Here is a 24,011-nt window from a genome sequence, read left to right on the forward strand (position 1 = left end):
TTTCCGGGATTGTCCGCGAAACTGTCCGCTCATTCTGCCCTGCACCGTGACGCCCGATGCTCTTTAGCGCGGTTTTGCAGCGCTCACAATTCGCCTGTCGCCCCCACCGTCAAATGCCCCTGCCGCCTCAGCGGACCGCCTGCCAGGGCGGATCGCGGAAAGCCTCCGCCAGATAGTCGATGAACAGGCGCGCGCGCGGCAGCAACTGGCGCTCGGGCAGGTAGACCGCGTGGAAGGCCGTGTCGTCCTTCGCCTGGAAACCGGCGAGAAGCCGCACCAGATCGCCACGGGCAATCGCCGGATTGGCAAGATGCTCGGCCATCCGCATGATGCCGACGCCGGCCATGCACATCTGCACCAGCGAGAGGCCGTTGGCGCTGCGGAAATTGCCGCTGACGGAGACGGTCTCCACCGCCCCGTCGATGACGAAAGGCCACCGGTTGAGATGGCCTCTGCGGCCTTCCCACGCCAGGCAATTGAACCGGGCCAGATCACGCGGATGCCCGACCGGGCCATGGGCCTCAAGAAAAGCCGGCGCGGCCACAACGACGCGCTGCAGGTCGCAAAGCTTGCGGCTCATCAGCGAGGAATCGTCAAGGCGTCCCATCCGCACGGCGACATCGATATTCTCCTCGATCAGGTTGGCGTAGCGATCAGTCAGGGACAGCACCACATTGACCCCTGGCTGGTGCTCCAGAAAGGCCGGGATACGCGGCACAATCTGGTCTGTGCCGAAGGCGATCGGAGCGCTGACGCGAAGATCGCCAGCCACCTGCCGCGTCGCAGCCGTCACCTCGCCCTCGACGGCGTCGACCGTCTCGATCGCCTTGATGCAGGCCGCGTAGTAGGTCTGTCCCTCCCCGGTGAGCCGGTGACCGCGCGTCGAGCGGTGCAGCAGCTTGACGCCGAGACGCATCTCCAGCGCCGAGACGCTCTGGCTGACGAAGGGCTGGCTGGCACCGAGCAGGTCGGCGGCATGGCGAAACCCGCCAGCCTCCACCACCGCCCTGAAAACCCGCATTTCAAGCAGGCGATTGTCTTTCATGAAGTCCCGTCGCAAGGCGTGTTGCCGGACAGCGTCGGGCGACCTGTCCCTCGAAAGGGAATGGTACCAACACCGGCAACGTTCGTCAGCCGGCCTTGAAAAAAACGGCGACCGGACGCGGGGAGCGCACCGGCCGCCAGGTCGGGCAACCTGACTGTAGAAACTGCGCTCAGTCGAACATGTCCGGGCTGTCCTCGCGCAGCTGCTCCCAGATCGCCTGGAAATGCAGCCAGCCGATATACTCGCTGCCAACGTGTTCGCGGCTGTAGCGGGCCCGGTCCGGCTTGACGTAAGTCGGCTGGATACCGGTGGCGGCGATTGCGAGCTGCTGCTGGCAGCAACGTTCCAGCGCGATGAACCAGAAGGCCGCCGCCTCGATGCTGTGACGGCTAGCCGTCAGCAGTCCGTGGTTCTGGTGGATCGCCGCCTTCACGCCCTTGAAGGCGGTCGCGACATTGGAACCCGCGTGGTTCTCGACCGCCACCGCGCCGGCCTCGTCACCGATGATGACGTGATCCTCGAAGAACGCACAGGCATCCTGTGTGATCGGCTCGATGGGGCGGGCGAGCGCCGCGAATGCGGTGCCGTAGACCGTGTGTGCGTGGCACATGGCGATGATATCGGGATGCGCCTCATGCACGTTGGCATGCAGCACGAAACCGGCCCGATTGACCGCGTGAGTGCCTTCCACAACGGTGCCTTCGTGATCGACCAGGATCAGGTTGGACATCTTCACCTTGGCGAAATGCACCGCCATCGGATTGGTCCAGTAGAGTTCCGGACGCTCCGGATCGCGCACGGTGAGATGGCCGGCGAAACCGTAGTCGAAGCCCTGCAGGGCGAAGGCGCGGCAGGCGGCCACAAGGCGCTCCTTGCGGTGGCGACGCTCGTGCTCGACGCTTTCGAAGGCGGGCTCATAGGGGAACTGAAGCCCCTCCTGCTCCGGCTGGTAGATCGATACGCGGCCCTTGAGATCCAGCATGCCATGTCCTCCTTGAAGAATGGCCGGGGCCGGTCTTCTCACCGCCGGTGATCCCCGGTTTCCCGCGCATGCTCCCGGCGGCTGTGCCGGGTCGCCATGCTGCGCGGGCGTTGCCTTTTCGGTCGCATGCAGGCGGCGGGAGGGTCAATCGCGCCGGCGCAATAACAGTTATCGTGCCGGCGCAGGGCCGCTCACAGCAGAGCCAGCGCCAGCGCGGGGAAAACGGCGATTGCGGCAAGCGAGGCGAGCATCACGGCCATGTAGGGCATCGTACCGAGGAAGATCTGCTCCACCCCGACATCCGGATCGGCGAGCGTGTTGTGGACGGTAAAGACCGATATGCCGAAGGGCGGTGTCAGCAGGCCGATTTCCACCGCGATCACCGTGACAATGCCGAAATGGATCAGGTCGAACCCCATCGACTGGGCGATGGGGGCGGCGATCGGCACCATGATCAGCAGGATCGAGCTGCTGTCGAGGATCATGCCGAGCAGGAGCAGCAGCACCACATAGAGCGCCAGAAAGCCGTAGGGGCCGAAGCCGCTCGTCTGCACCATGTCGCCGATGGCGTTGGGGATGCCGGCAACCGACAGCATGCGGCTGTAGAAGCCGGCCGCGATCAGCAGGATGAGAATGCCGACGGAGACCGTTCCGGTCTGTTTCAGGACTTCCCAGATGCGGTGGCGGTCGAGCTTGCGCCGCGCCAGCGCGATCAGCAGCGCGCCGAAGGCACCGACGCCGCCGGCTTCGGTCGGCGTGAAGAAGCCGCTGTAGAGCCCGCCGAGAACCAGAACGACGAGCGCGAGGATCGGCAGCAGCTTGACGGCGACCTCACGCCCGGAAAGGCGCGGCCGCTCGTCCGCGGCGGCCAGCGAGCGCGCCGCCGGGTCGGTGAAGACGAAGCCCGGGCGGAACCGGGCAAGCAGCACGATCATGACAACGAAGCCGAGCGCCAGCATCAGCCCGGGAATGACGCCGGCAACGAACATGCGCCCGATCGAGACTTCCGCCAGAACGCCGTAAATGATCAGCAGCAGGCTCGGCGGGATCAGCATGCCGAGCACCGAACTGCCGGCAACGGTGCCGGCGGAAAAGCCCGCCCGGTATCCGTGCCGGCGCATCTCAGGCACGGCGACCCGCGTGAAGACCGCCGCCGAGGCGATGGAAACGCCCGTGACGGCGGCAAAGACCGTGTTGGCGGCAACCGTCGCCACGCCGAGCCCGCCCGCAACCCGGCGCAACAGTTCCTCGGCCACCTCGAACGTGTCGCGACCGACATTGGAGATGCTCACCAGCAGCCCCATGAGCACGAAAAGCGGAATGGTGGCGAAGAGATAGTCGGCAATGCCGTTATAGGCGGTGAGAGAGAGGAGCCGCATGGCGAGCTCGAAATTGTCGCGAATGATCCACACGCCGGCAAACGCCACGGCGAACAGCGCAACCGCGATCTGCATGCCCATCAGTACGAAAAAGATCAGCGCGAGGATCAGAAGAACGCCGATGGTCAGGGCGGTCATGCGTCGTCTTTCGGTTGAGAAACGAGATGCGAGACGGCAACCGCGAGATATGCGGCGGCCGCGAAGGCGGAGCCAATGATGATGATGGCGCGGAACGGCAGCGTCGGAATGGTGAAGACGCCCTGCACGCCGAAATACTCGCTGCCCCGCCAGGCAGCCACCGTGTCCGGCCATGTCGCGTAGAGGATCGCCAGAAAGACGGCAGCGCCCACGAGCGCGAACAGCGCATCGACAAGACGCATCACACGCGGATTTGCCTGTTCAAGGCCGCGCACGAAGAAATCCGCCCGCGTCATGCGGCCGCTGAGCACCGCTGATGACACCTGCAGGAAGACGATGGCGACAACGGAGCGGGCGCAGACTTCCGCCACACCTGTGATTGGCGCATTGAAGAGGTTGCGCCCGAGCACGTCGGCGACGATGACCAGCATCATCACGAAGATCCAGATCGTGCCGATCGCCGCCAGCGCGTTGGCCGCCAGGGCGAAGGGACCACGCGCCACCGGGCGCACGGGCGGCGCCTCGACGCTCGTCTCCAGATCGATCTCCTCGGCCATTCACCCACTCTCCCCGGTTTCGCGCCTGCTGCGCCGTATTCGCGCCGCGCAAGGACCCCGCCCGGATGCTATCCGGGCGGGGTCCTCTTCGGAAACGGCTATTGTCCTAGAGCCCGGCGTCCCAGTCGCGCAGCGGCTCGACACCTGCCTCGCGCAGGGCCGCGAAATAGGCCTTGAGCACGGTCTTTGCCGCGTCGCCGCCGGTCTCCAGCCACGGCTCGACAATGTTCGGCAGGTTGCTGACCCACTTGCGCTTTTCCTCGGCCGACAGTTCGGTGATCTCCAGGCCCGCCGCCTGCATCTCCGTGATGGCCGTGTTGGCCTTGTCGGTCACGTAGGCGCCGTGACGCCTGGACGTCTCCTTGCCGGCGGCGCGGAAGACGGCCTGGACATCGGCCGGGAGCCCGTCGAAGAAGCTCTTGTTGACCGCGATGCCGCCGAAATACATGGCTCCGATGCCGACGCGCGTCAGCTTCGGCGCGACCTCGTAGACCCTTGTCGGCAGGATGCCGGAGGCAAACGAGAGCGCTCCTTCAGAAACGCCGGTCTGGATGTTGGTGTAGTAGGTGGTGAGCGCTCCGTCGATCGGCGTTGCGCCGGTGTCGCGCAGCCAGTTGGCCGAGGTGCCCGGTGCATTGATCTTGCGGTTCTTCAGATCGGCCAGCGTGTCGATCTCGAAGTTGGCATAGACATCGTAGCTGTCGGTGATCAGCGACGACAGGTGCACCATGTTCTGCTCCGCCCAGCTGTCGCGCAGCTCCGGCAGCTCGTCCGACAGCCGGTCGAAAATGTCGATCAGCAGCAAATGGTCGGACGTCGCGAACGGGGTGAAATAGGTGACGTTCTGGAGCGGCATGGTGGCGCCTTCCCAGACCGTGCCGACCATGCCCACGTCGACGATGCCGTCACGCACCGCCTCGCGCGTGTCGGTGAACTTGTAGAGCGTTCCGCCATAGGCCTCGACCCAGTTGACCTTGTACTCGCCCTTTTCGGCGAGCAGGCGGTCGACCTCCGGCTGGAAGACGTTCTTCATCGCCCAGACCCAGATGTTCGCCTCCGGGTGGCTGGAACCGATATTGACCGTGATCGACTGCTGTGCCGCCGCCGGCATGGCGAGGGCCGTGCCGAGCATCGTCGCGGCCACGAAGAGATGCTTCATGTTCATGACTTTCCTCCCAGTTCTCTTCCCAGTTCGCTCCCCTCCTCCGGGGGCATGCGCACCCTTGCGAGTGCGGATCATTTCACTCCGATCGACGCCAGGATCCGCGCCGGCGTGAACGGCATCTGCGTCACCCGCCCTCCCAGCGGGCGAAGGGCATCGTTGATGGCGTTCATCACCGCGGCCGGTGCGCCGGCCGTGCCGGCCTCTCCCGCGCCCTTCGCGCCAAGCAGCGATTCCTGCGTCGGCGTCTCCACGTGGCCGATCACCATGTCTGGCATTTCCGCCGCCATCGGCACGAGGTAGTCGGCCATGTTGGCGTTCAGGAGCTGGCCGTCCCCGTCATAGTGGCACTCCTCGAAGAGCGCCCCGCCAAGACCCTGGACGATGCCGCCGCGGATCTGCTCGTCGACGAGCTGCGGGTTGATCACCCGGCCGCAATCCTCCACGCACCAGTGCTTCAGGAGCTTGACGAAACCGGTCTCGGCATCGACCTCCAGGTAGCTCGCCTGTACCCCGTTGGTGAAGGCGAACGGATAGTCCGAGGTGATGAAGTGGCGCGTCTGCACCAGCTCGCGCGGCAGGTCCTTCGGCAATGTGTCGCCGCGGAAATAGACGATCCGGCCAAGCTCCTCGAGCGGCATGCGCGCCTCGCCGCCGGCCTTGTCGCAGATCTGGCCATCGACGATGTCGAGTTCATCCGGCGCGCATTGCAGCATCGAGGCGGCGACCGTCAGGATGCTCTCCTTCAGCGCAAGGCCCGCCTGAAGCGCGGCCTCGCCGCCGATGCCCGCCCCGCGCGAGGCCCAGGTTCCCCCGCCATAGGGGGTCGTCTGGGTGTCGCCCGTCACCACCTTCACCCGCGTGACCGGCACGCCGACGGCCTCGGCGACGATCTGCGACAGCATCGCCTCGGTCCCTTGCCCCTGCTCGGTGACGCCCGACATGGCAACGACGCTGCCGTCGGGATCCATGCGCACGGTGCAGCCGTCCTGCGCCGAGATGCGCGCACCGCCGATGCCGTACATGAACGGGCTCGGATTGGTCAGCTCGATGAAGCTGGCGATGCCGATGCCGCGATGGACGCCCTTCTCTCTCAGCGCTGCCTGCTCGGCCCGCAAGCCGTCATAGTCCATCAGTTCCAGAAGCTTGGCGAGTGAGGCATGATGCGACAGTCCCTCGAAGCGCATGTTGGCCGGCGAGGTGCACGGATAGGCATCGTCTTTGATCAGGTTGCGGCGGCGCATCTCGACCGGATCGAGGTCCAGCGCCTCGGCGGCGAAATCGACCAGCCCTTCCGTGATCGCCACCGCGATCGGATGGCCGACAGCCCTGTACTGGCAGGTCGGCGCCTTGTTCTGCAGGACAACCGTGGTGCGGGCCCGGTAGGCGGCAAAATCATAGGGACCGCCGCACAGGTTGACCACCTGGTTGCCCTCGATCGCCGAGGTCCGCGGGTAGACCGAATAGGGACCGATGCCGGTCCAGTCATCGACGTCGATGCCGAGGATGCGGCCGTCCCCGTCGACCGCGATGCGCGCATCGATCTCGTGGTCGCGGGCATGGATATCGGTGGCGAAGCTCTCGATCCGGTCGGCGATGAACTTGACCGGCCGGCCCATGGCGCGGGAAATGGCGACCGTCGCCATCTCGTCCGGATAGACGTGCACCTTGATCCCGTAGGAACCGCCCACGTCGCCGCAGATCACCCGGACCCTGCCTTCCGGCATGTCGAGATGCTGGGCGATGACGCTTTGCATCATGTGCGGGGCCTGGGTCGAGTGATAGACCGTCATCTGGCCTTCGGCGGGATTGTAATCGGCCAGGATCGAGCGCGGCTCGACGCACACGCCCGTGTGCCGCGCCGTCTTGAAACTCGCCTCCACCACCGTGTGCGCCCCGGCAAAGACCGCATCCACCTCGCCGTGCTCATGCAGGCGGCGGAAGGCGAGATTGTCGCCAAGTTCCGGGTGGATCAGCGGCGTCGCCTCGTCGAGCGCGGTGCGGATGTCGGTGACGACGGGAAGCGGCTCGTACTCAACCTCGACCAGCGCCGCGCCATCCTCCGCAGCAGCCCGCGTGTCGGCGACGACGGCGACGACGGCCTCCCCGGTCCAGGTGGCGCGCTCCATGGCGAGCGGATGCTGGGGCGCCGACTTCAGCCCCTTCAGATGAGCGAGAACGGCAACCCAGGGGCTGCAATATTCCGCGATATCCGAGCCCGTGAAGACACGGCGCACGCCCGGCACGGCCGCCGCCGCGGCGGTATCGATGGCGCGGATCTCCGCATGGGCATGGGGGCTGCGGACGAAGGCAACATGCAGCATGCGCGGCAGCACGATGTCGTCGACATAGCGGCCCCGGCCTTCGACCAGCCGGCGGGCATTGGGGCGCGGAACGGTGCGGCCGATATAGCTGTTGGGACGGTCGGGATTGCCGAAATTGATGGTCATGCCGAAGCCTCCCCGCTGCCGGCGCGCGACCTTGCGACGGCCTCGATGGCATCCACCACCGCCTCGTAGCCGGTGCAGCGGCAATAGTTGCCGGAAATGTGCTCGCGGATTTCCGCGCGGCTCGGCACGTCCTTCGACGCCAGCACGTCGGCGGCGGCAAACAGCATGCCCGGCGTACAGAAGCCGCATTGCAGGGCGTTGCGGGAGACGAAAGCGGCCTGAAGATCGGCCAGGGCACCGGTGTCGGTCAGGCCCTCCACGGTCCACACATCCGCGCCGTCGAGCTGCGCCGCCAGCGTCAGGCAGCCGCGCACGACCTCGCCGTTGACCTGCAGCGTGCAGGCGCCGCATACACCATGTTCGCAACCCGCATGGCTGCCGCTCAGGCCAAGGTCGAGACGCAGGAAATCGACGAGATGGCGGGCGACATCGACACGCGCCTCGACCCTTTCGCCATTGACCGTGAGCGAGATGTCCACCTTGGTGGGAAACCCTGCGATATCAGACATGATCGACCTCCGCCGCACGGATCGCGTTGAGGGCACGGCGCAGCAACACACGCGCCAGGTGGAGACGCACGGCTGCGGGCGCATGCACGTCGTCGAGCGGCTGGATATCCTCGTCAAGGACGGCCGCAGCCTCGTCCGGCGAACCGCCACGGTCGATCACCGCCATCGCGGCACGCGCCAGCATCGCGGTCGGACCGACACCGAAGAAGGCGACCCGCGCGCCGTGCGTCCGCCTGACCAGCACGATGCCGGCAAGCGCGTAGTCGCCTGAACGCCGGGCGAGCTCCATCGTCACCTGACGCTCGCCGGGCGCGCATGCGGGCACCTCGACGGCAACGATCATCTCGTCCTCGCCAAGGTCGGTGGTGAACAGGTCGATGAAGAAATCGGTCGCCCGGATCCATCTCCGACCGGCCGGTCCCTGCACGACAATGGTCGCGTCGAGCGCAATCATGCAGGCCGGAAGTTCCGCCGCCGGATCGGCATAGGCGAGCGAACCGCCGATCGTCCCCCGGTTGCGGATCGCCGCATGGGCGATAAGCGGCGCGGCCTGGGAAATGGCCGGCGCATGGCGGGCAACGAGATCTGACGTTGCAAGTTCGCGGTGGCGGGTGAGCGCACCAATGCGAAGGACGTCCCCGTCGAGCGCAATGCCGGAAAGTTCCGTGACGCCATTGATGTCGATCAGCGCGGTTTCGCCGGCAAGGCGCAGGTTCAGCGAGGCGATCAGGCTCTGCCCGCCGGCCAGCACCCGCGCCTGCCCTTCAGAGGCGGCAAGCAGGGAAATGGCATGCGAAAGATCGTTCGCCCGGACGTATCCGGCCGCTGCGGCTTTCATGTCGATGTTCCTCCCCGACGGCCGCATTCTTCTCCGGGCGTTCCTCACTCGAGGAGCGGATGGGGCAACGGCGTCTTTCTTTATTGATCAAATGATCTATTACGGTTTATCGAAAAGCAAGAGAAAACTTGACGGCGGCGATGCCGACCGGAACAAGAAGGTTTTCCAGCGGTCTGGGCCACAACGAGCGGGCGGGATGACGAAAAGCGAGACGAGTTCGGGCGACCGCAAGCGCCTGTCGCCGGAAGAACGGCGGGCGATGATCATCGCCGGCGCCACCGCCTATTTCTCCGAAGTGGGCCTGGAGGGAAACACCCGCGAACTGTCCAAGCGCCTGGGTGTGACGCAATCGTTGATCTTCAATTACTTCAACACCAAGACCGACCTGATCGAGGCCGTTTACCGGGCTGTCTATCTCGATCGCATCTCGCCGGACTGGCCGGCATTGATCGGCGACAGGTCACGCTCGATCCACGAGCGGACGCTGACCTTCTACCGCGAGTACACGCAAGCCATCTTCAGCTACGAGTGGATGCGCATCTTCATGTTCTCCGGCCTTGCCGGCGCCGAGCTCAACCGCCGCTATCTGGAATTCGTCAGCGGGCTCCTGCTGCGTCCGCTGATGGAGGAAGTCTGTCTTGCCGCTCCCGGTCCGGAAAAACCGGAGATGGAGGACATCTGGAACCTGCATGGCGGCATCGTCTATATCGGCATCCGCCGGTACGTCTATCAGGTGCCCTGCCCGGACGATTCCGAGCCGGAGATCCGCGCCGCCGTTGGCCGCTTCCTCTCCGCCTTCGACATTCCCTGCCGGGACTGACAGCGGCCCGGATCGCGACGCCTCACCGCGTCAGCCGCACATAGATCTGCGGCAACCGGTCGGGCAGCATCTCCACCTTGCCGATCTGCACGAAATTGCCGCGTCCGAAGATGCGCGACAGATAGGTCTCGCCGGTCTTGTCGAGACCGACGCAGAAGACGTCGACCCCGGCGCTCGCCGCCTCCTGCACCGCCTTGCGGGCGTCCTCGACCAGATAAGCGGGATCGGTGACGTCGATGTCGGAGGGTTCTCCGTCGGTGACGACCAGCACCAACCGGCGATGGGAGAGCTGCCGTGCCGCCTCGCGTGTCGCCACCCGGAGCGCCGCGCCCATGCGGGTCGAAAGTCCGGGGCGAAGGCCCGCAAGGCGCGACCTCGCGGCGTTTCCGAACGGTTCCGTGAACTCCTTCACCCGCCTGTAGCGCACCTCGTCCCGACCGTTCGAGCAAAAAGCGTGCAGCGCGAAGCGGTCGCCCGTTTCGGCCAGGGCCGCTGACAGGTGCGCGACCGCCTCGCGCAGGACGGAGAAGACGGAGGTCGCCGTGCCGCCGATCGTGTCCTTCGTGGACTCCGAGATATCAAGCAGCACCAGCATTGCAAGATCCCGCTCCGACAAGGCACTGCGCTCGAAGATGCGCGTGTCCGGATCGAAGCCGGCGCGCAGGTCGATCGCGGCCCTGACCGCCGCATCCAAATCGAGCCGGTCGCCCTCGCCTTGTCGGCGCAGACGTGCCGGCCGCCCGACCTTTGCCTGACGGATCAGGCCGGCGGTGCGCCGGGCGATGTCCGGCCGCGCCTCAAGCCAGCGCTCGACAAGGCCTGCCGGCGCGGTGCGGGGTGTCGCCTCGACGATCGTCGTCCAGTCGGGGCGCAACCGACCTGCGCCGTGGTCCCATTCCGGCATCCGCGCCACCGCGATCCACTGGTCTGGGTCAAGCGGGGAAAGGCTTGCCGGGCGCGGATCGCTCTCTTCCCCCGCCTCCTGCCTCTCGCGTTCACCGGGCTCGGGCGGTTTTTCCCGCGTCTCGATGCGCACGGCCTCCGCCAGGCTCGCGTCTTCCTCCTCGGGCGGCGGTGGACGGTCGAACTCCCACAGGCCGGCATTGTCGTCGCGGTAGACCGGTTGCACGGCATAGGTCTTGGCGTTGAACTGCACACGCATCTGGCCGAGATCGTTGCCCAAGAGGCTGCCGAGCAACCTCAGCGCTCCCGGATCGTCCCATTCGGGCATCGCCGCAAAGAACATGTCGCGCCCCTTGGCAAGCCAGGGATTGTCGAGTGGCCTTGCCGGATCGAAAAGCGCAAGGGAAAGGCGCGCCAAAAGCACCTCGGCGGTGGCCGTCGCCCCGTCCTTGTCGAGGGCCAGCTCTTCATGGAAGGGGCGCCAGAGCCGGCGAAGCCCGGGAAGCGCCTCCATCGCCAGCCACTCGACCCTTGCATCCTCCAGCAGCGAGACCAGCGCGATCTGCAGGGGCTTGAGCGATTTCGGCTCGAACCGCGCGCCGCCGAAGGCAAGATGCGCGCCTGCATGGGCGGTGGCCGCCAGATAGAGCCGGTCCGCGGTCTCGTCGCGAAAGCCGCGATAGGTCTCGGGAAGGAAGAGCACGCGACCGTCGAGGCTTGTCCGGCGCACGGCCTGCGCCCCGTCGGCACCCGGCAGGGCGCGAAGGCTCGCCCGCACCCCGTAAAGCGCCGCCAGATAGCGCCGCAGCCCCGGGATCCGCTCGGACAGCGGCCGTTCTTCCATCTCTCGAGACTGAAGCGGCAAGAGGACGGAGGTGTCCAGCTTCGCTGGCGGTGACAGGGTCATGGCGAGGCCTCAGACGCAGGCGGTGATGGCATCGCCCAGCGTCTCGCGCACGCCCATGTCGTCGGTGATCGGCAACACGAGCGCAATGTGGCAGGCCTCGGCAAGCCCGACCCCCTGCTTCATCAGCCGTCCGGCCTGGATCAGCATCCGCGTCGAGGCGCCCTCGTCGAGGCCGTGCCCCTTGAGGTTGCGGGTGCGCTCGGCAATGCGCACCAGCAGGGCGGCATCGGAACCGGCGATGCCGGCCTCGCGCGCGACGATCTGCGCCTCTCGCTGCGCATCGGGATAGGCGAAATCGAGCGCGACGAAGCGCTGTTTGGTGGATTCCTTCAGGTCCTTCAACACGCTCTGGTAGCCGGGATTGTAGGAGACCACGAGCTGGAAATCGGGATGGGCCCGAACCAGCTCGTTCTTCTTTTCCAGAGGCAGGATGCGCCGGTCGTCGGTCAGCGGGTGAACGACGACGGTCGTGTCCTGGCGCGCCTCGACGATCTCGTCGAGATAGCAGATCGCCCCGTGCCGCACGGCAAGCGTCAGCGGCCCGTCATGCCAGGCAGTGCCGCCGGCATCCAGCAGGTAGCGGCCGACAAGGTCGGAGGCCGTCATGTCCTCGTGGCAGGCGACCGTGATCAGCGGCCGGCCGAGCCGCCAGGCCATGTGCTCGATGAAGCGGGTCTTGCCGCAGCCCGTGGGGCCCTTGATCATCACCGGCTGGCGAAGGGCGTGGGCGGCCGAGAACAGCGCCACCTCCCCGCCCTGGGGTTCGAAATAGGGTTCCTCGGCAATCTGATAGGCGGAAAGCGGCATGATCTGACTTCACAGGTTCGGGGAGCAACGGAAACAGTCGGAAATGCCGGTTCCGGCGCAAGACGCGGGCCCGGGCAAACATTGCCCGCCCCCGCGCCGGAACCGGCCCACGCCGGGAGAGCCCCTAGCGGTGGACCTTGGTCTTTTCGTTGGGAATGCCGTCCATGGGGCACTCGTCGGTGCCGGCGGTGGAGCGGGTCATCGCCTCGACCATTTCACGCGTACCTTCCGGATCGGAAATCCACTTCTGGTAGAAATCATAGGGGCACGCGGCCAGGCCCTTGTCGCTCTCGCCGGAATTGATCATGCCGGTGTAGCCACGGTGGACCAGCTTGTAGAGATGGTTCTGCGACTGCATGTTCTTGCGCGCATCGCGGATCAGCGAGGTCGACAGCTGGGCATATTGGATGCCGTAGTCCTCCTCGCCGCACTCGCCGAGCGTGCGCCCGTCGAAGCCGACAATGGCCGAATGACCGAAATAGGAATAGACGCCGTCGAAGCCGGCCGCGTTGGCGACCGCCACATAGACGTTGTTCGCCCATGCCATCGCCTTGGACATGATCACCTGCTGCTCCTTGGCCGGATACATGTAGCCCTGGCAGCGGACGATCAGCTCCGCCCCCTTCATGGCGCAATCGCGCCAGATCTCGGGATAGTTGCCGTCGTCGCAGATGATCAGGCTGATCTTCAGCCCCTTCGGCCCTTCCGAGACATAGGTGCAGTTGCCCGGATACCAGCCCTCGATCGGCACCCAGGGCATGATCTTGCGGTACTTCTGGACGATCTCGCCCTCGTTGTTCATCAGGATCAGCGTGTTGTAGGGCGCCTTGTTGGGATGCTCCTCGTGCTGCTCGCCGGTCAGCGAGAACACGCCCCACACATTGGCCTTGCGGCAGGCCTCGGCGAAGATCGCCGTCTCCTCGCCCGGGCAGGCGGAGGCCGTCTCGTACATCTCCTTGGGGTCGTACATGATCCCGTGGGTCGAGTATTCCGGGAAGATCACCAGATCCATGCCCGGCAGGCCGACCTTCATGCCCTGGACCATGTCCGCGATCTTGCGGGCATTCTCGAGCACTTCCGCCCTGGTGTGCAGGCGCGGCATCTTGTAGTTGACGACCGCGACGCCGACCGTGTCGTTGCTGCTGGAAATATCGCCATGTAGCATTTGTCAGTTTCCTCCGTTTGAAAGGCGTTCGGTCCCGGTTGGGCCGGCGGCGATCACACCGCCATGTGCCGGTGGACCAGTTCATCCGTCAGATCGGCGACGGGCCCGGATGCAACGACGTGCCCTTTCTCCAGGATCGCGAAAGCGGAACTGGCACGGCGCGCAAACTGGATGTCCTGCTCGACAAGCACGATGGCGATGCCGAGATCCTTGTTGAGGGAGACGATCGCCTGCTCGATCTGCTCGACGATGTTGGGCTGGATGCCCTCCGCCGGCTCGTCGAGCAGGATGATCGAGGGATCGCTCATCAGCGCCCGACCGATGGCGAGCTGCTGCTGCTGTCCGCCGGACAGGTTGCCGCCGGCCCGCCCCCGGAACTCCCTGAGGACCGGGAACATCCGGTAGACGAGCGCCTCCAGCTCGGCGCCGCGCCCGCTGGTGCGCGCAAAACCGCCGAGTTGCAGGTTTTCCTCCACGGTGAAGCGCGGCAGGATGCCCCGACCCTGCGGCACGTAGCCGATGCCGGCGCGCGCCCGCTCGTGCGTCGCCAGGGCGGAGATATCCGCGCCCTGCAGGCGGATCTCCCCGTCCGTGCGATCGAGCAGGCCGAGCACGGCGCGCATCAGGGTCGTCTTGCCGACCCCGTTGCGTCCCAGCACCGACAGGAAGCCTCCCGAAGCAACACTGAGCGATACGTCGCTGAGCGCGCGCGAATTGCCGTAAAAACCATTCAGTCCGCTGATCTCAAGCACCGCCGATCCCCATCGATCCGAGGTAGACCTCACGCACCTTCTCGTGCTGCGAGACCTCCCTCACCGTTCCTTCCGCGAGAAGCTGGCCCTGATGCATCACAGAGATGACGTCGCCGATCTCGCGCACGAAGCCCATGTCGTGCTCGACCACGACGATGGTGTGCTTGCCCTTCAGCCGGTTGCAGATGTCGGCGGTCTTCACCGTCTCCTGCTGGGTCATCCCGGCTGTCGGCTCGTCGAGCAGGATCAGCTCGCTGTCCTGGGCAAGCAGCAGGGCGATCTCCAGCCACTGGGTCTGGCCATGCGAGAGGTTTGCGGCCGGTTCTTCGAGCGCATCGGCCAGTCCGACGAATTCGGCCAGTGTCTCCAGCCCCTCGCCGTTGCGACCGCGTGCCGGGCGAAAGAGGGTCGCGAAGACACCGGTATGCCGGCACATGGCGACTTCCAGATTGTCGCGCACGCTGAGCTGGCGGAAGACGCTGGGAACCTGGAACTTGCGCCCCACCCCGGCCCGGGCGATCAGGTGCTCCTCCATGTGCGACAGCTCTTGCCCGGCGTAGCGGACGGACCCGCCATCCGGCCGCGTCTTGCCGCAGATCAGGTCGAGCGCGGTGGTCTTGCCGGCCCCGTTGGGTCCGATCAGGCAGCGCAGCTCGCCTTTCGAGATGGAAAGGTTCAGCCCGTTGACGGCAAGGAAGCCGTTGAAGCTGACGCGGATGTCGGAGAGCTCCAGATGCGCGCTCACGGGCGGTCCTCCGCGGGCTTGCCGAGATGAACCGTCTCGCCGCGGCGAGGGTCGCGGCTCGCCAGCATCGCGGCCAACCGATGCGCGCCGGCCGAGACGAGACCGGCAAGACCGTTGGGCAGCACCAGGACGACGGTCACGAAGATCGCGCCCATCACCAGCATCCAGGTGTCGAGGAAGGCTTCGGATTCCGACAGCGCGCCTTGCATCCCGGCGATCAGGATCGCCCCCAGCGTCGCGCCGAGCAGGCTCTGGCGGCCGCCGACGGCACACCAGATGACGATGGAAAGCGACAGCGACACGTCGAGGAAGGTCGGCGAGGCGAACTCCATCACCACCGTGTAGAGCATGCCGGCAAGCCCTGCGACGGCGGCCGAGACGGCCAGGGCCAGCATCTTGTAGGCGGCAACGTCATAGCCGAAGAACCGCACCCGCCGCTCGTCGTCGCGGATCGCCTGCAGGATGAGGCCGGCCTTGGAGCGGGTCAGCGCCAGGCAGGCGAAGAGCGAAACGGTGAGGCAGGCGGCGACCAAGTAGTAGGTCGACTTCGAATAGGCATCGAAGGTGAAGCCGAACAGCGACAGCTGGGCCAGGTCGGTGATGCCGTTGAAGCCGCCGGTATAGGGTTGGCGGTCGATGATCAAAAGGTTGGCAACGACCAGCGTCGCCAGCGTGATGATCGCCACGAAGACGCCGGTGACCCGGCCGCGGAAGATGAACCAGCCGAGCACGCAGGCGACCAGCACCGGCACCGCAATGCCGGCCAGGATGGCAAAGGCGGTCGAGTGGAACGGCACCCAGAACCAGGGAAGCGTCTCGACATTGTTCCAGACCATGAAGTCCGGCAACCCGTCGGAGCCGGTGTGCACCGGCACCGTGCGCAGCTTCAGCGCCATTGCCATGCAGTAGGAGCCGAGGCCGAAGGACAGCGCCTGGCCCAGATTGAGGATGCCGGCATAGCCCCAGGAGAGGCTGAGCGCCATGGCGACCATGCCGAGCACCAGATAGCGGGCATAGCGGTTGAGCAGGAAATCGTCGCCGACGGCGAGCGGCACCAGGAAGATGGCGAGGCAGACGAGGGCGTAGAGCGCGAATTGCAGCCTCGCCTCGCCGGCGCCGCGCAAGGCGGAAATCGGTCGTGTCATGGAACTAGCTCCGGACCTTGGTGGCGAAGAGGCCCTGAGGCCGGAAACGGATCAGGACGATGATGGCGAGCAGGACGAGGGCCTTGGCGATCGTGTCGTTGGCCAGATAGGCGAGCGAGCCGCTCATCTGGCCGAGCAGCGCGGCGCTTGCCACCGTGCCGAACAGGCTCTGCACGCCGCCGAGCACGACAACGAAGAAGGCGTCGACCACATAGGCGCCGCCCATTTCCGGCGAGACGCTCTTCAAGGGCGCGACCAGGGCCCCGGCGAGTCCGGCAAGTCCGGCGCCATAGGCAAAGGTCAGGCTGTACACCCGGTCCGCGTTGACGCCGAAACACATCGCCGTCTGCCGGTCCTGCACCACCGCGCGCAGCCGCGTGCCGAAGGAGGTGCGGAACATCAGGAGCCAGGTGACCAGGAAGAGCGCCGCGACGAACAGAAAGATGAACACCCGGTATCCGGGCACGATGGTGCCGAACACGGACACAGTGCCGCTCAGCAGCGAGGGCATCTCCACGTAACGCAGCTCGCCGCCGGCGAAGAGGCGCACCGCCTGCTGCAGCATCACGCCGATGCCCCAGGTGGCGAGGATGGTGTCGAGCGGCCGCCGGTAGAGAAAGCGGATCACGCCGCGCTCCACCGCGAACCCGAAGGCGCCGACGCCAACGAAAACGAAGGCAAGGCTGGCCAGCAGGCCGAGGCCGAAATAGGCGTTCATCGCCCAGGCGCCATAGGCTCCCAGCATGACGAACTCGCCATGCGCCATGTTGATGACGCCCATCGAGCCGTAGATGATCGCCAGGCCCAGCGCGACCAGCAGCAGGATCGAGCCGATGCTGAGGCCGGTCATCAGTTGTTGAATGAAGAAGTCCACGTCACGTTCCCTCGCGAAGACGGCGGCAGGGGATGGGACCCGGCGCACACGCGCCGGGTCGCGGAAGGCAGGTATCCGTCACTTCTGGACGAGGCCCGCCTCGGTGCAGGACTGGCCGGGATAGGCGGCGTAGGGTTCGGGAAGCAGCCAGTCGGACGAGCTGGTCAGCACCTCGAACTGTCCGTCGGCGCGGGCCATCGCGATCTTCGGCCAGAGCCAGGTATGCAGGCTTTCCGGGTCGACCCGGATGTGGCCCTGCGGAGCCATCAGCTCCTGCCCCTTCACCGCCTCGCGGATCGTCGGCGGGGTGATGTCGCTGGGCGCCAGCTGCTCCACCGCCTGCTTGAACAGATGCACCTGGAAATAGGACGGCTCGGAGACGAAATGGGTCACCTTGTCGTCGCCCCAGCGGCGCTTGTAGGCGGCGACGAAACGCTCGTTCTCCGGCGACTTGTGCACCATGAAGTAGGGGGCGGAGGTGAAGTGGCCGGCGGCCGCCTCGCCGCCCATCGCCGCGACCTCGTTCTCCGACGTGGTGAGGCTCGCCATCGGCATCTTCTGCGGATCGAGGCCGGCCGCGCGGTACTGGCGATGCAGCGCCACGACGGAATCGCCGACGACGGTGGAGAAGATGACATTCGGCTCGCTCGAACGGATCTTGTTGATCACCGACGAGAATTCCGAATGGCCGAGCGGCACGTATTCCTCGTTGACCACCTCGCCGCCGAGGCTTTCAAGCATCTTCTTGCAGTAGTTGTTCTCCTCCTTCGGGTAGATGTAGTTCGAGCCGATCAGGTAGAATTTCTTGCCGAAATTCTGCACCAGCCAGGGAATGAACTCGTTCTGCTGCTGGTTCGGCACGGCGCCGGTGTAGATGACGTTTTTCGAGCATTCGCGCCCCTCGTAGAGGGTCGGGTACCAGTAGAGATTGTCGCGCCGCTCGAAGACCGGCAGCACCGCCTTGCGGCTGGCCGAGGTGTAGGAGCCGAAGACCGAGACGCACTTGTCGCCGACGACGAGCTTGCGCGCCTTCTCCGCGAAGGTCGCGGGATCGGAGGCCGGGTCCTCGACGATGGGCACCAGCCGCATGCCGTTGATGCCGCCCGCATCGTTGATCTCCTCGATGGCGAGCAGCGTCGCCTTGTTCAGGGACTCCTCGATGATGCCCGTCGTTCCGGTCAGCGAGAACAGGACCCCGACCTTGATCTCGCCATCAGCCGCCCGGGCCAGGTCCATGTTCTTGTTCCAGATATGCGGGAACCCGGTGGCGACGATCGCGCCTGTGGCTGCCGCCCCTTTCAGGAAACTGCGTCTCTTCATTGTCATCTCTCACCCTCTGGTCGAACGCAAAAACCCCGCGCGGCCGCCTTGCGGGCGGACGACGGCGGGGCTTCACTGCCAACGCATTTTTGTTTGTGGGCGACCATCCGGTCGCTGGCACGCAAGTATTCGGTGCCGCGCACTACGGTGCGCGAACGCAAAAAAACCCGCGAAGCCGCTTTCACGGACAGTCGCGGGGCACCAATGCCTGCATTTCAGGTGGCTTCGTTGCCACCTATCAAGCGCTCCTCAACGCTTGAACGAAAAACTACCCAAGAAGTTCCTGGGAGTCAACAATTGCATTTGCAACTGCCCCGATGGAAACCCTCCTCGACATCGCTTGTCGACGCAAGAACTGGTAAGCCTCTTCCTCGCTCAACTTGTTCTTGTGCATCACGATCGACTTCGCCCGTTCGACGCTGCGCATGTTGCGCAGGTTCTCGTCCAGCTTGTCTATCCGCCCGCGCAGGCGCTGCTCGTAGCGGAAATGGTCGCGTGCCAGTGCCAGCGTGCACTGCACGGAGAGCGGCTCCGCCGGCAGCACGAGAACGCCATGCGCGGCGCAGTCGCGGATCAGGTCCGGGCGGAAGGCCGCCTGCTTCTTCAGCATCACGATGAGGGCCGCCTCCGGCTCGCCGGGCAGCCACGGCACCCGGCGCGGCAGGTCCTCGACGAGATCGCAGAAGATCGCGTCGAACCCCAGCGGCAGATGCGGCGGCGCCGGCCAGATATGGTGCGGATTGGCGCGCAGCTTCTGCAACTCGCGAATGAACGCATCGCCGTCCCGGTCGCGATCCGTGATCACCGCGATGGACATGTCGGCGAAGGGAAAGCTTGCCTGGGCCGGACGCGCGCCGCGTTGCGAAGGTGTTGCGCGCTGTGTCCGCGCACCGGCCTGACCTGCCATGTCGTTCTGCATCCTGCGCATCGGAAATCTGTCCTCAAGGTTCCCGGGGCCGGCTCTTGCGGCCGATATCGCCCGGGCGACTGTCACGCATAGGCGAGATTGCGGGAGTAGCCGATCAGATAGGGATCGGCCTTGACCCGGCTGGACGATTCATAAACCAGATCGAACTGCCCCTGCCGGTTGGCCCGGCCAACGCGCGTCCACAGATCGGTGTGGCCACAGACCGGATTGACCGCGATATTGCCCTGCGGCGCGTCGAATTCCGACCCCATCACCGATGTCCGCATGATCTCCGTGTCGATCGAGTTGGTCTGCTCCAGCGTCTTGGCGAAGATGTGAACCTGGAAATAGGCCGCCTCCAGGCACATGTTGGTCGACTGGTCGTCGCCGTAGCGCTTCTTGTAGAGTTCGACGAAGGACGAATTCCTCTCGTTGCCGATGCCCTGGAAATAGGGCGCGCCCGTCAGATGCCCCTCACCCACGTCGAAACCCATCGCCTGGATCTCGGCCTCCGTGGTTGTCAGGCTGGCAATCGGCATCACCTTCGGATTGAAACCGAAATCGTGGTAGGTCTGGTAGAGGAAGACGGTGCTGTCGCCGACCACGGTAGAGAAGATCACGTCCGGCTGCGCCGCCTTCACCTCCCGCATCAAGGGCTGGAACTCGGAGCGGTCCGCGTTGAGCCGCAGGTAGCGTTCGCCCACCACCTCGCCGCCGCTGTTGCGCACCAGTTCGCCCATGATGCGATTGGATTCGCGCGGATAGACGTAGTCGGAGCCGATGAAGAAGAAGCGCCGCCCATAGGCCTCCATCAGCAGCCGGCACAATTCGACGCTGTTCTGGTTGGGTGCGGCTCCCGTGTAGATGACGTTGGGCGAGAACTCGAACCCCTCGTAGAGCGTCGGATACCAGAGCAGTCCGTTGAGCCGCTCGACGACGGGCAGCACGGCCCGCCGGCTCGAGGACGTGTAGCAGCCGAACATCGTGCTGACGCCGTCCTCGATCATCAGCTTGCGGGCGTAGCGCCCGAAGGCGCGCGCCTCGGAACCCGGATCGTAGATCACCGGTTCCAGCGGCCGGCCGTTGATGCCCCCGGCCGCGTTGATCTCGTCGATGGCCGTAAGCGTTCCGCGGAGTTGCGTTTCCTCAATCACGGCCATGAAGCCGCTTTGCGAAAACAGCACCCCGACACGCCACGGTTCGGATGTGTGACCTGAACTCACCACAGGCTGTCCCTCATTCTGGATGGCGCCGGCTTTTGCCGCCGTTTTTTTGCGCGCCCTGACACTACCACTCCCCTCGCGAGAATTGACGATATTTCGTCCCTGGCGTGTCTCCTCCCCGCGCCCTGCGCGCTGTCGCTTTCCTGCCCCGCCCGAATGTTTCCGGTGCGGGGCCGACGCGCGCGCAAGGGTCCTCAGGACGCAAGCAACTCCTTCAGCTTGGCGTCAAGAAAGGCGACGTCGACCGGGTTGGTTCCCGGACCGCCGGCGAAATGGCCCCAGATCGACTCGATCGGAACCAGTTCGGCGTTCGGCATGTTGGCGACCTCGAACGCGCTGTCTTCCGGCGGGAAGTAAAGGTCCGTGCGGCCCGGCATGACGAAGGCCTTGGCCTTGATCGCCGCGAGCGCTGCCTTGAAGTCGCCATTGTAGAGATGGTTGTCGCTGATGTCGCCATTCTGCCAGGTCCACAGCATGGTCAGCAGGTTGTTGGCGTCCTTGGGCAGGAAGAACCCCTCCCAGAAGGCGACCAGAAAATCCTCCAGCGACGAGAACCCGAGCGTCTTCAGGTCAAGCTCTTCGCGGTAGAAGGCCTGCGAGAAGCCCCAGCCGGCATAGACCCTCGCCATGGCACGCAGGCCCCGCTCGGGCTTTTTCTCGTACCAGCCCTCGTTCCAGGCGGCATCGGCCGTCAGCGCCGCCTTGACGCCCTCCAGGAAGACGAAATTGTGCCGCGAGCACTTCGCCGAACCGCAGAACGGCGCGATCCGCTCGACCATGTCGGGGAACATCGCCCCCCAGTGGAAGGTCTGCAACGCACCCATCGACCAGCCGACAACGAGCGGCAGCCGCTCGATGCCGAACTTTTCCGTCACCAGCCGGTGCTGGGCGCGGACATTGTCATAGGCGGTCACCTTGGGAAACCGTGCCGCGTTGTAGGGCTCGGCCGTATTGCTCGGGCTCGACGAGAGCCCGTTGCCGATCATGTTGGGAATAATGATGAAATACTTTTCCGGATCGAGCGCCATCCCCGTTCCGACCAGCCACTCGTTGTCCATGTGCTGGCCCGAATACCAGGTCGGGTAGACGATGGCGTTGTCGCGCTTCGCCGACAGCGTTCCGAACGTCTTGTAGGCGAGATGCGCGCCGCGCAGGGTCGCGCCACGCTGCAGGGTGAAGTCGCCGAGGTCGAAAATCTCGTAGTCGAGGCTCATCTGGATCTCCGGATAGGACTGCGGCGCAAAGCGCCGGAAACAAGGGGCCCGCCCGCGGCCGGTGGGAAGAGCAGCCGCGGGCGGATGCGGTCAGGCCGACGCCTTGGCAGGCGCGGCCGTGAAGGATATGACCGCATAGGCGATGCCGCCGGCGAGCCCGGCGCAAATGGCCGTGGACAGTTGCGGGGCGTAGAATTCGACGCCGAAGGCGACGAGCGAGCCGATGCCCCAGGCGAGGAAGGCTCCGGCCCGCCAGTCCCGGTCGATCACCGCGTTGCGGCGGGTCCAGAACTGGTCGACGATGATGATCGCCCCGATCGGCGGCACCAGGATGCCGAGCAGCGACAGCCATTCGATGAAGAAGGCCCACACGTTGCCGGCGGCGATCACGATGCCGATGGCACCCAGCACCACCGCCATCAGCCGCATGTGGCTGCCGACGATGCGCGACCAGCCCGTGGCCGCGTTGTAGAGGCAGTGGGCGCAGACCGAGCCGAGGTTGCAGTAGAGGAACAGGAAGGCCAGCACGCTCAGGAACGTCAGCTGCTTGGCGTTCATGTAGCCGAACATGTTGTCGGCGCCGAAGGGATTGGCATCCGGCACGGCAAGGGCCGCGGTCGTCACACCGCCGACAAGCATGGCGACCAGGTTGGCGAAGGGAAAGGCGCTGAAGGTCGCGACGATCGAGCTCTTCGTGTCGGCGGCCCAGCGGTTGAAGTCGGCGGTCACCGTGCCTGCGTCGATAAAGAGCGCGATCACCACCGTGAGCCCGACGCCCATCGACATGGTGGCGACGCCATTGTTGCCCGGATAGGCGGCGATCGCCTCCCAGGACGTCGTCGCGGCCGCGTCGAACATGACGTAGAGGCCGAGCACGACGAAGAGCGGCACCGAGACGAGGCCGATGGCGTGCAATCCGCGCACCCCGACAAAGGTGATGCCGATATAGAGCGCCCCGGCGATCACCGTCATCACCACATAGTTGAGATCGTAGGCGGTGCTGATCAGCGCGCCGGTGATGCCGGTCTGCACGGCGTACCAGCCGAGCAGCAACGTCGAAAGCAGGCCGGAGGCGAGCACGTAGCCCTTGCGGCCGAAAACGATGCTGGCCAGCAGCGAGAAGTTCAATCCCGTCCGCGTCCCCAGCACGCCCAGCGCGCCGACATAGGCGAACATGATGGCATTGCCGATGATCATCGCGGTCAGCGCATCGGAAAAGCCCATGCCGAGAACGAGCAGGGACCCGGTCATGGCCCCGGTGATGATCATCGGGAAACCGATCCACACGGTGGTGACCGAGAACATGCTGCGCCGCGCGGTCAGCGGAACGGCGCCATGCTCGTACTCGGCCCCCAGGACATGGTCGACTTCCGTTTCCACGGCTTCGACCTCTTTCGACAATTTCGACATGCATACCCCCCAACGGGCCCGCGGGCGGGAAGGCTCCCCCGCGCAATGCCCGGCCATGTCCGGCGCCGCGGCTTTCTTTTTGTTGCCGCCCGGCTGCCCGACCCAAACGGTCCAGCTGGACCAGAAACGCAAAAAGGCCTCCGCATGGCTCCTGAGAAGGAGGCATGTGGAGGCCTTTTTGCCTGCGATATCGGACAGCGCCGTTGCTGCCGCCCGACCATTCAGTCAGGCAATTGTTACACTAGACGCCGATTTTTTTTGTGTCAATTGCGCGACACGGCCATCGCACGACCTTTTCGTACGAAGACCGGGAGCCATTCTCATCCCTGAAGTGTCGTGCTCACCATCAGGTAGAGCACGATGAACAGCGGCGGGATGTTGAGGAAGGCGTCGCCGAACAGAAACAGCTTCAGGAAGAAGAACAGAAACGCCGCATAGAGCGAGACCGCGAAAGGCAGCAGGAACGCGGGCGTCAGTGGCGCGGTAAGGGCGAGCAGCGGGTCGGTCAGCTTGCGCAGCACCACGAAGAAGGTGATGTCGCGATCCGCCCCCACGACAAGCTCCAGAATGCCGCGCGAGAACAGGAAGGCCGCCATCGCGGTGAGCGCGTAGGTGCCGCCAAGGAAGACGGCGACCTCGGTCGGTGCGCCGCCAAGAAGAAAGGTCACGACCGCCAGCAGGTAGGTGCCGACGAGCAGGAGAACGCCGCTGAGCGCGGAAGCCTTCATGGGAATTGTCCGATCCGGAATGAAAACGCAG

The 24,011-nt window shown here is 65.4% G+C and carries 22 protein-coding genes; 1 reads left to right on the plus strand and 21 read right to left on the minus strand.

Going from position 1 to position 24,011, the window contains the following annotated elements; genetic code table 11:
* Window positions 1-127 precede the first annotated feature (127 nt).
* The 8 genes from ACQY46_RS18295 to ACQY46_RS18330 form a co-directional block, all read right to left on the minus strand.
* Window positions 128-1,045: a LysR family transcriptional regulator gene (locus ACQY46_RS18295; protein ID WP_428697432.1), complete on the minus strand. Its 918-nt coding sequence runs from the start codon at window positions 1,043-1,045 to the stop codon at window positions 128-130.
* A gap of 169 nt (window positions 1,046-1,214) precedes the next feature.
* A complete protein-coding gene (locus tag ACQY46_RS18300) occupies window positions 1,215-2,027 on the minus strand; it encodes a class II aldolase/adducin family protein (RefSeq protein ID WP_428697433.1) in 813 nt (270 codons plus the stop codon).
* Window positions 2,028-2,218: 191 nt separating this feature from the next.
* Complete coding sequence (locus tag ACQY46_RS18305) at window positions 2,219-3,544, minus strand: TRAP transporter large permease (RefSeq protein ID WP_428697434.1); 1,326 nt, start codon at window positions 3,542-3,544, stop codon at window positions 2,219-2,221.
* Window positions 3,541-4,101, minus strand: coding sequence for a TRAP transporter small permease subunit (locus ACQY46_RS18310; protein ID WP_428697435.1), 561 nt, complete (start codon window positions 4,099-4,101; stop codon window positions 3,541-3,543). Before ACQY46_RS18310 ends, ACQY46_RS18305 begins: the two co-directional genes overlap by 4 nt.
* A gap of 106 nt (window positions 4,102-4,207) precedes the next feature.
* Window positions 4,208-5,266, minus strand: coding sequence for a C4-dicarboxylate TRAP transporter substrate-binding protein (locus tag ACQY46_RS18315; protein WP_428697436.1), 1,059 nt, complete (start codon window positions 5,264-5,266; stop codon window positions 4,208-4,210).
* A gap of 71 nt (window positions 5,267-5,337) precedes the next feature.
* Window positions 5,338-7,713 (minus strand): xanthine dehydrogenase family protein molybdopterin-binding subunit, encoded by a 2,376-nt coding sequence (locus ACQY46_RS18320; RefSeq protein WP_428697437.1) that lies wholly within the window; start codon window positions 7,711-7,713, stop codon window positions 5,338-5,340.
* Entirely contained in the window at window positions 7,710-8,222 is a 513-nt protein-coding gene (locus ACQY46_RS18325; protein ID WP_428697438.1) for a (2Fe-2S)-binding protein, read from the minus strand. The genes ACQY46_RS18320 and ACQY46_RS18325 overlap by 4 nt, the downstream gene beginning before the upstream one ends.
* Entirely contained in the window at window positions 8,215-9,060 is an 846-nt protein-coding gene (locus ACQY46_RS18330; RefSeq protein ID WP_428697439.1) for an FAD binding domain-containing protein, read from the minus strand. The genes ACQY46_RS18325 and ACQY46_RS18330 overlap by 8 nt, the downstream gene beginning before the upstream one ends.
* Window positions 9,061-9,256: 196 nt before the next feature.
* Here ACQY46_RS18330 and ACQY46_RS18335 point away from each other — a divergent pair, with 196 nt between their 5' ends.
* Complete coding sequence (locus ACQY46_RS18335; RefSeq protein WP_428697440.1) at window positions 9,257-9,880, plus strand: TetR/AcrR family transcriptional regulator; 624 nt, start codon at window positions 9,257-9,259, stop codon at window positions 9,878-9,880.
* A 22-nt stretch (window positions 9,881-9,902) separates the two neighbouring features.
* Here ACQY46_RS18335 and ACQY46_RS18340 read toward each other — a convergent pair whose 3' ends face one another.
* The 13 genes from ACQY46_RS18340 to ACQY46_RS18400 form a co-directional block, all read right to left on the minus strand.
* Entirely contained in the window at window positions 9,903-11,690 is a 1,788-nt protein-coding gene (locus ACQY46_RS18340) for a nitric oxide reductase activation protein NorD (RefSeq protein ID WP_428697441.1), read from the minus strand.
* 9 nt (window positions 11,691-11,699) lie between these two features.
* Window positions 11,700-12,497, minus strand: a complete 798-nt coding sequence (locus ACQY46_RS18345) for a CbbQ/NirQ/NorQ/GpvN family protein (protein ID WP_428697442.1) — start codon at window positions 12,495-12,497, stop codon at window positions 11,700-11,702.
* 124 nt (window positions 12,498-12,621) lie between these two features.
* Window positions 12,622-13,662, minus strand: a complete 1,041-nt coding sequence (locus ACQY46_RS18350; RefSeq protein WP_428697443.1) for an aliphatic amidase — start codon at window positions 13,660-13,662, stop codon at window positions 12,622-12,624.
* 53 nt (window positions 13,663-13,715) lie between these two features.
* Window positions 13,716-14,414, minus strand: a complete 699-nt coding sequence (gene urtE / locus ACQY46_RS18355) for an urea ABC transporter ATP-binding subunit UrtE (protein ID WP_428697444.1) — start codon at window positions 14,412-14,414, stop codon at window positions 13,716-13,718.
* Window positions 14,407-15,159, minus strand: coding sequence for an urea ABC transporter ATP-binding protein UrtD (urtD, locus tag ACQY46_RS18360; protein ID WP_428697445.1), 753 nt, complete (start codon window positions 15,157-15,159; stop codon window positions 14,407-14,409). The genes urtE and urtD overlap by 8 nt, the downstream gene beginning before the upstream one ends.
* Entirely contained in the window at window positions 15,156-16,304 is a 1,149-nt protein-coding gene (gene urtC / locus ACQY46_RS18365) for an urea ABC transporter permease subunit UrtC (protein ID WP_428697446.1), read from the minus strand. Before urtC ends, urtD begins: the two co-directional genes overlap by 4 nt.
* 4 nt (window positions 16,305-16,308) lie before the next feature.
* Window positions 16,309-17,178: an urea ABC transporter permease subunit UrtB gene (urtB, locus tag ACQY46_RS18370; protein WP_428697447.1), complete on the minus strand. Its 870-nt coding sequence runs from the start codon at window positions 17,176-17,178 to the stop codon at window positions 16,309-16,311.
* A gap of 78 nt (window positions 17,179-17,256) precedes the next feature.
* The gene (locus tag ACQY46_RS18375) at window positions 17,257-18,498 is read right to left on the minus strand and encodes a transporter substrate-binding protein (RefSeq protein ID WP_428697448.1); all 1,242 of its coding nucleotides are present in this window, start codon (window positions 18,496-18,498) and stop codon (window positions 17,257-17,259) included.
* A gap of 268 nt (window positions 18,499-18,766) precedes the next feature.
* Complete coding sequence (locus ACQY46_RS18380; protein WP_428697449.1) at window positions 18,767-19,315, minus strand: ANTAR domain-containing response regulator; 549 nt, start codon at window positions 19,313-19,315, stop codon at window positions 18,767-18,769.
* Window positions 19,316-19,488: 173 nt separating this feature from the next.
* The gene (locus tag ACQY46_RS18385) at window positions 19,489-20,628 is read right to left on the minus strand and encodes a transporter substrate-binding domain-containing protein (RefSeq protein WP_428697450.1); all 1,140 of its coding nucleotides are present in this window, start codon (window positions 20,626-20,628) and stop codon (window positions 19,489-19,491) included.
* Window positions 20,629-20,822: 194 nt separating this feature from the next.
* On the minus strand, window positions 20,823-21,842 hold the full coding sequence (locus tag ACQY46_RS18390; protein ID WP_428697451.1) for an alpha/beta fold hydrolase: 1,020 nt from the start codon (window positions 21,840-21,842) through the stop codon (window positions 20,823-20,825).
* A gap of 90 nt (window positions 21,843-21,932) precedes the next feature.
* Window positions 21,933-23,252, minus strand: coding sequence for a purine-cytosine permease family protein (locus ACQY46_RS18395; protein ID WP_428697452.1), 1,320 nt, complete (start codon window positions 23,250-23,252; stop codon window positions 21,933-21,935).
* A gap of 320 nt (window positions 23,253-23,572) precedes the next feature.
* The gene (locus tag ACQY46_RS18400; protein WP_428697453.1) at window positions 23,573-23,980 is read right to left on the minus strand and encodes a hypothetical protein; all 408 of its coding nucleotides are present in this window, start codon (window positions 23,978-23,980) and stop codon (window positions 23,573-23,575) included.
* Between the last annotated feature and the right edge of the window lie 31 nt (window positions 23,981-24,011).

The sequence above is a fragment of the Stappia sp. genome, assembly GCF_965276915.1.
In the GTDB taxonomy this organism is placed as follows: domain Bacteria; phylum Pseudomonadota; class Alphaproteobacteria; order Rhizobiales; family Stappiaceae; genus Stappia.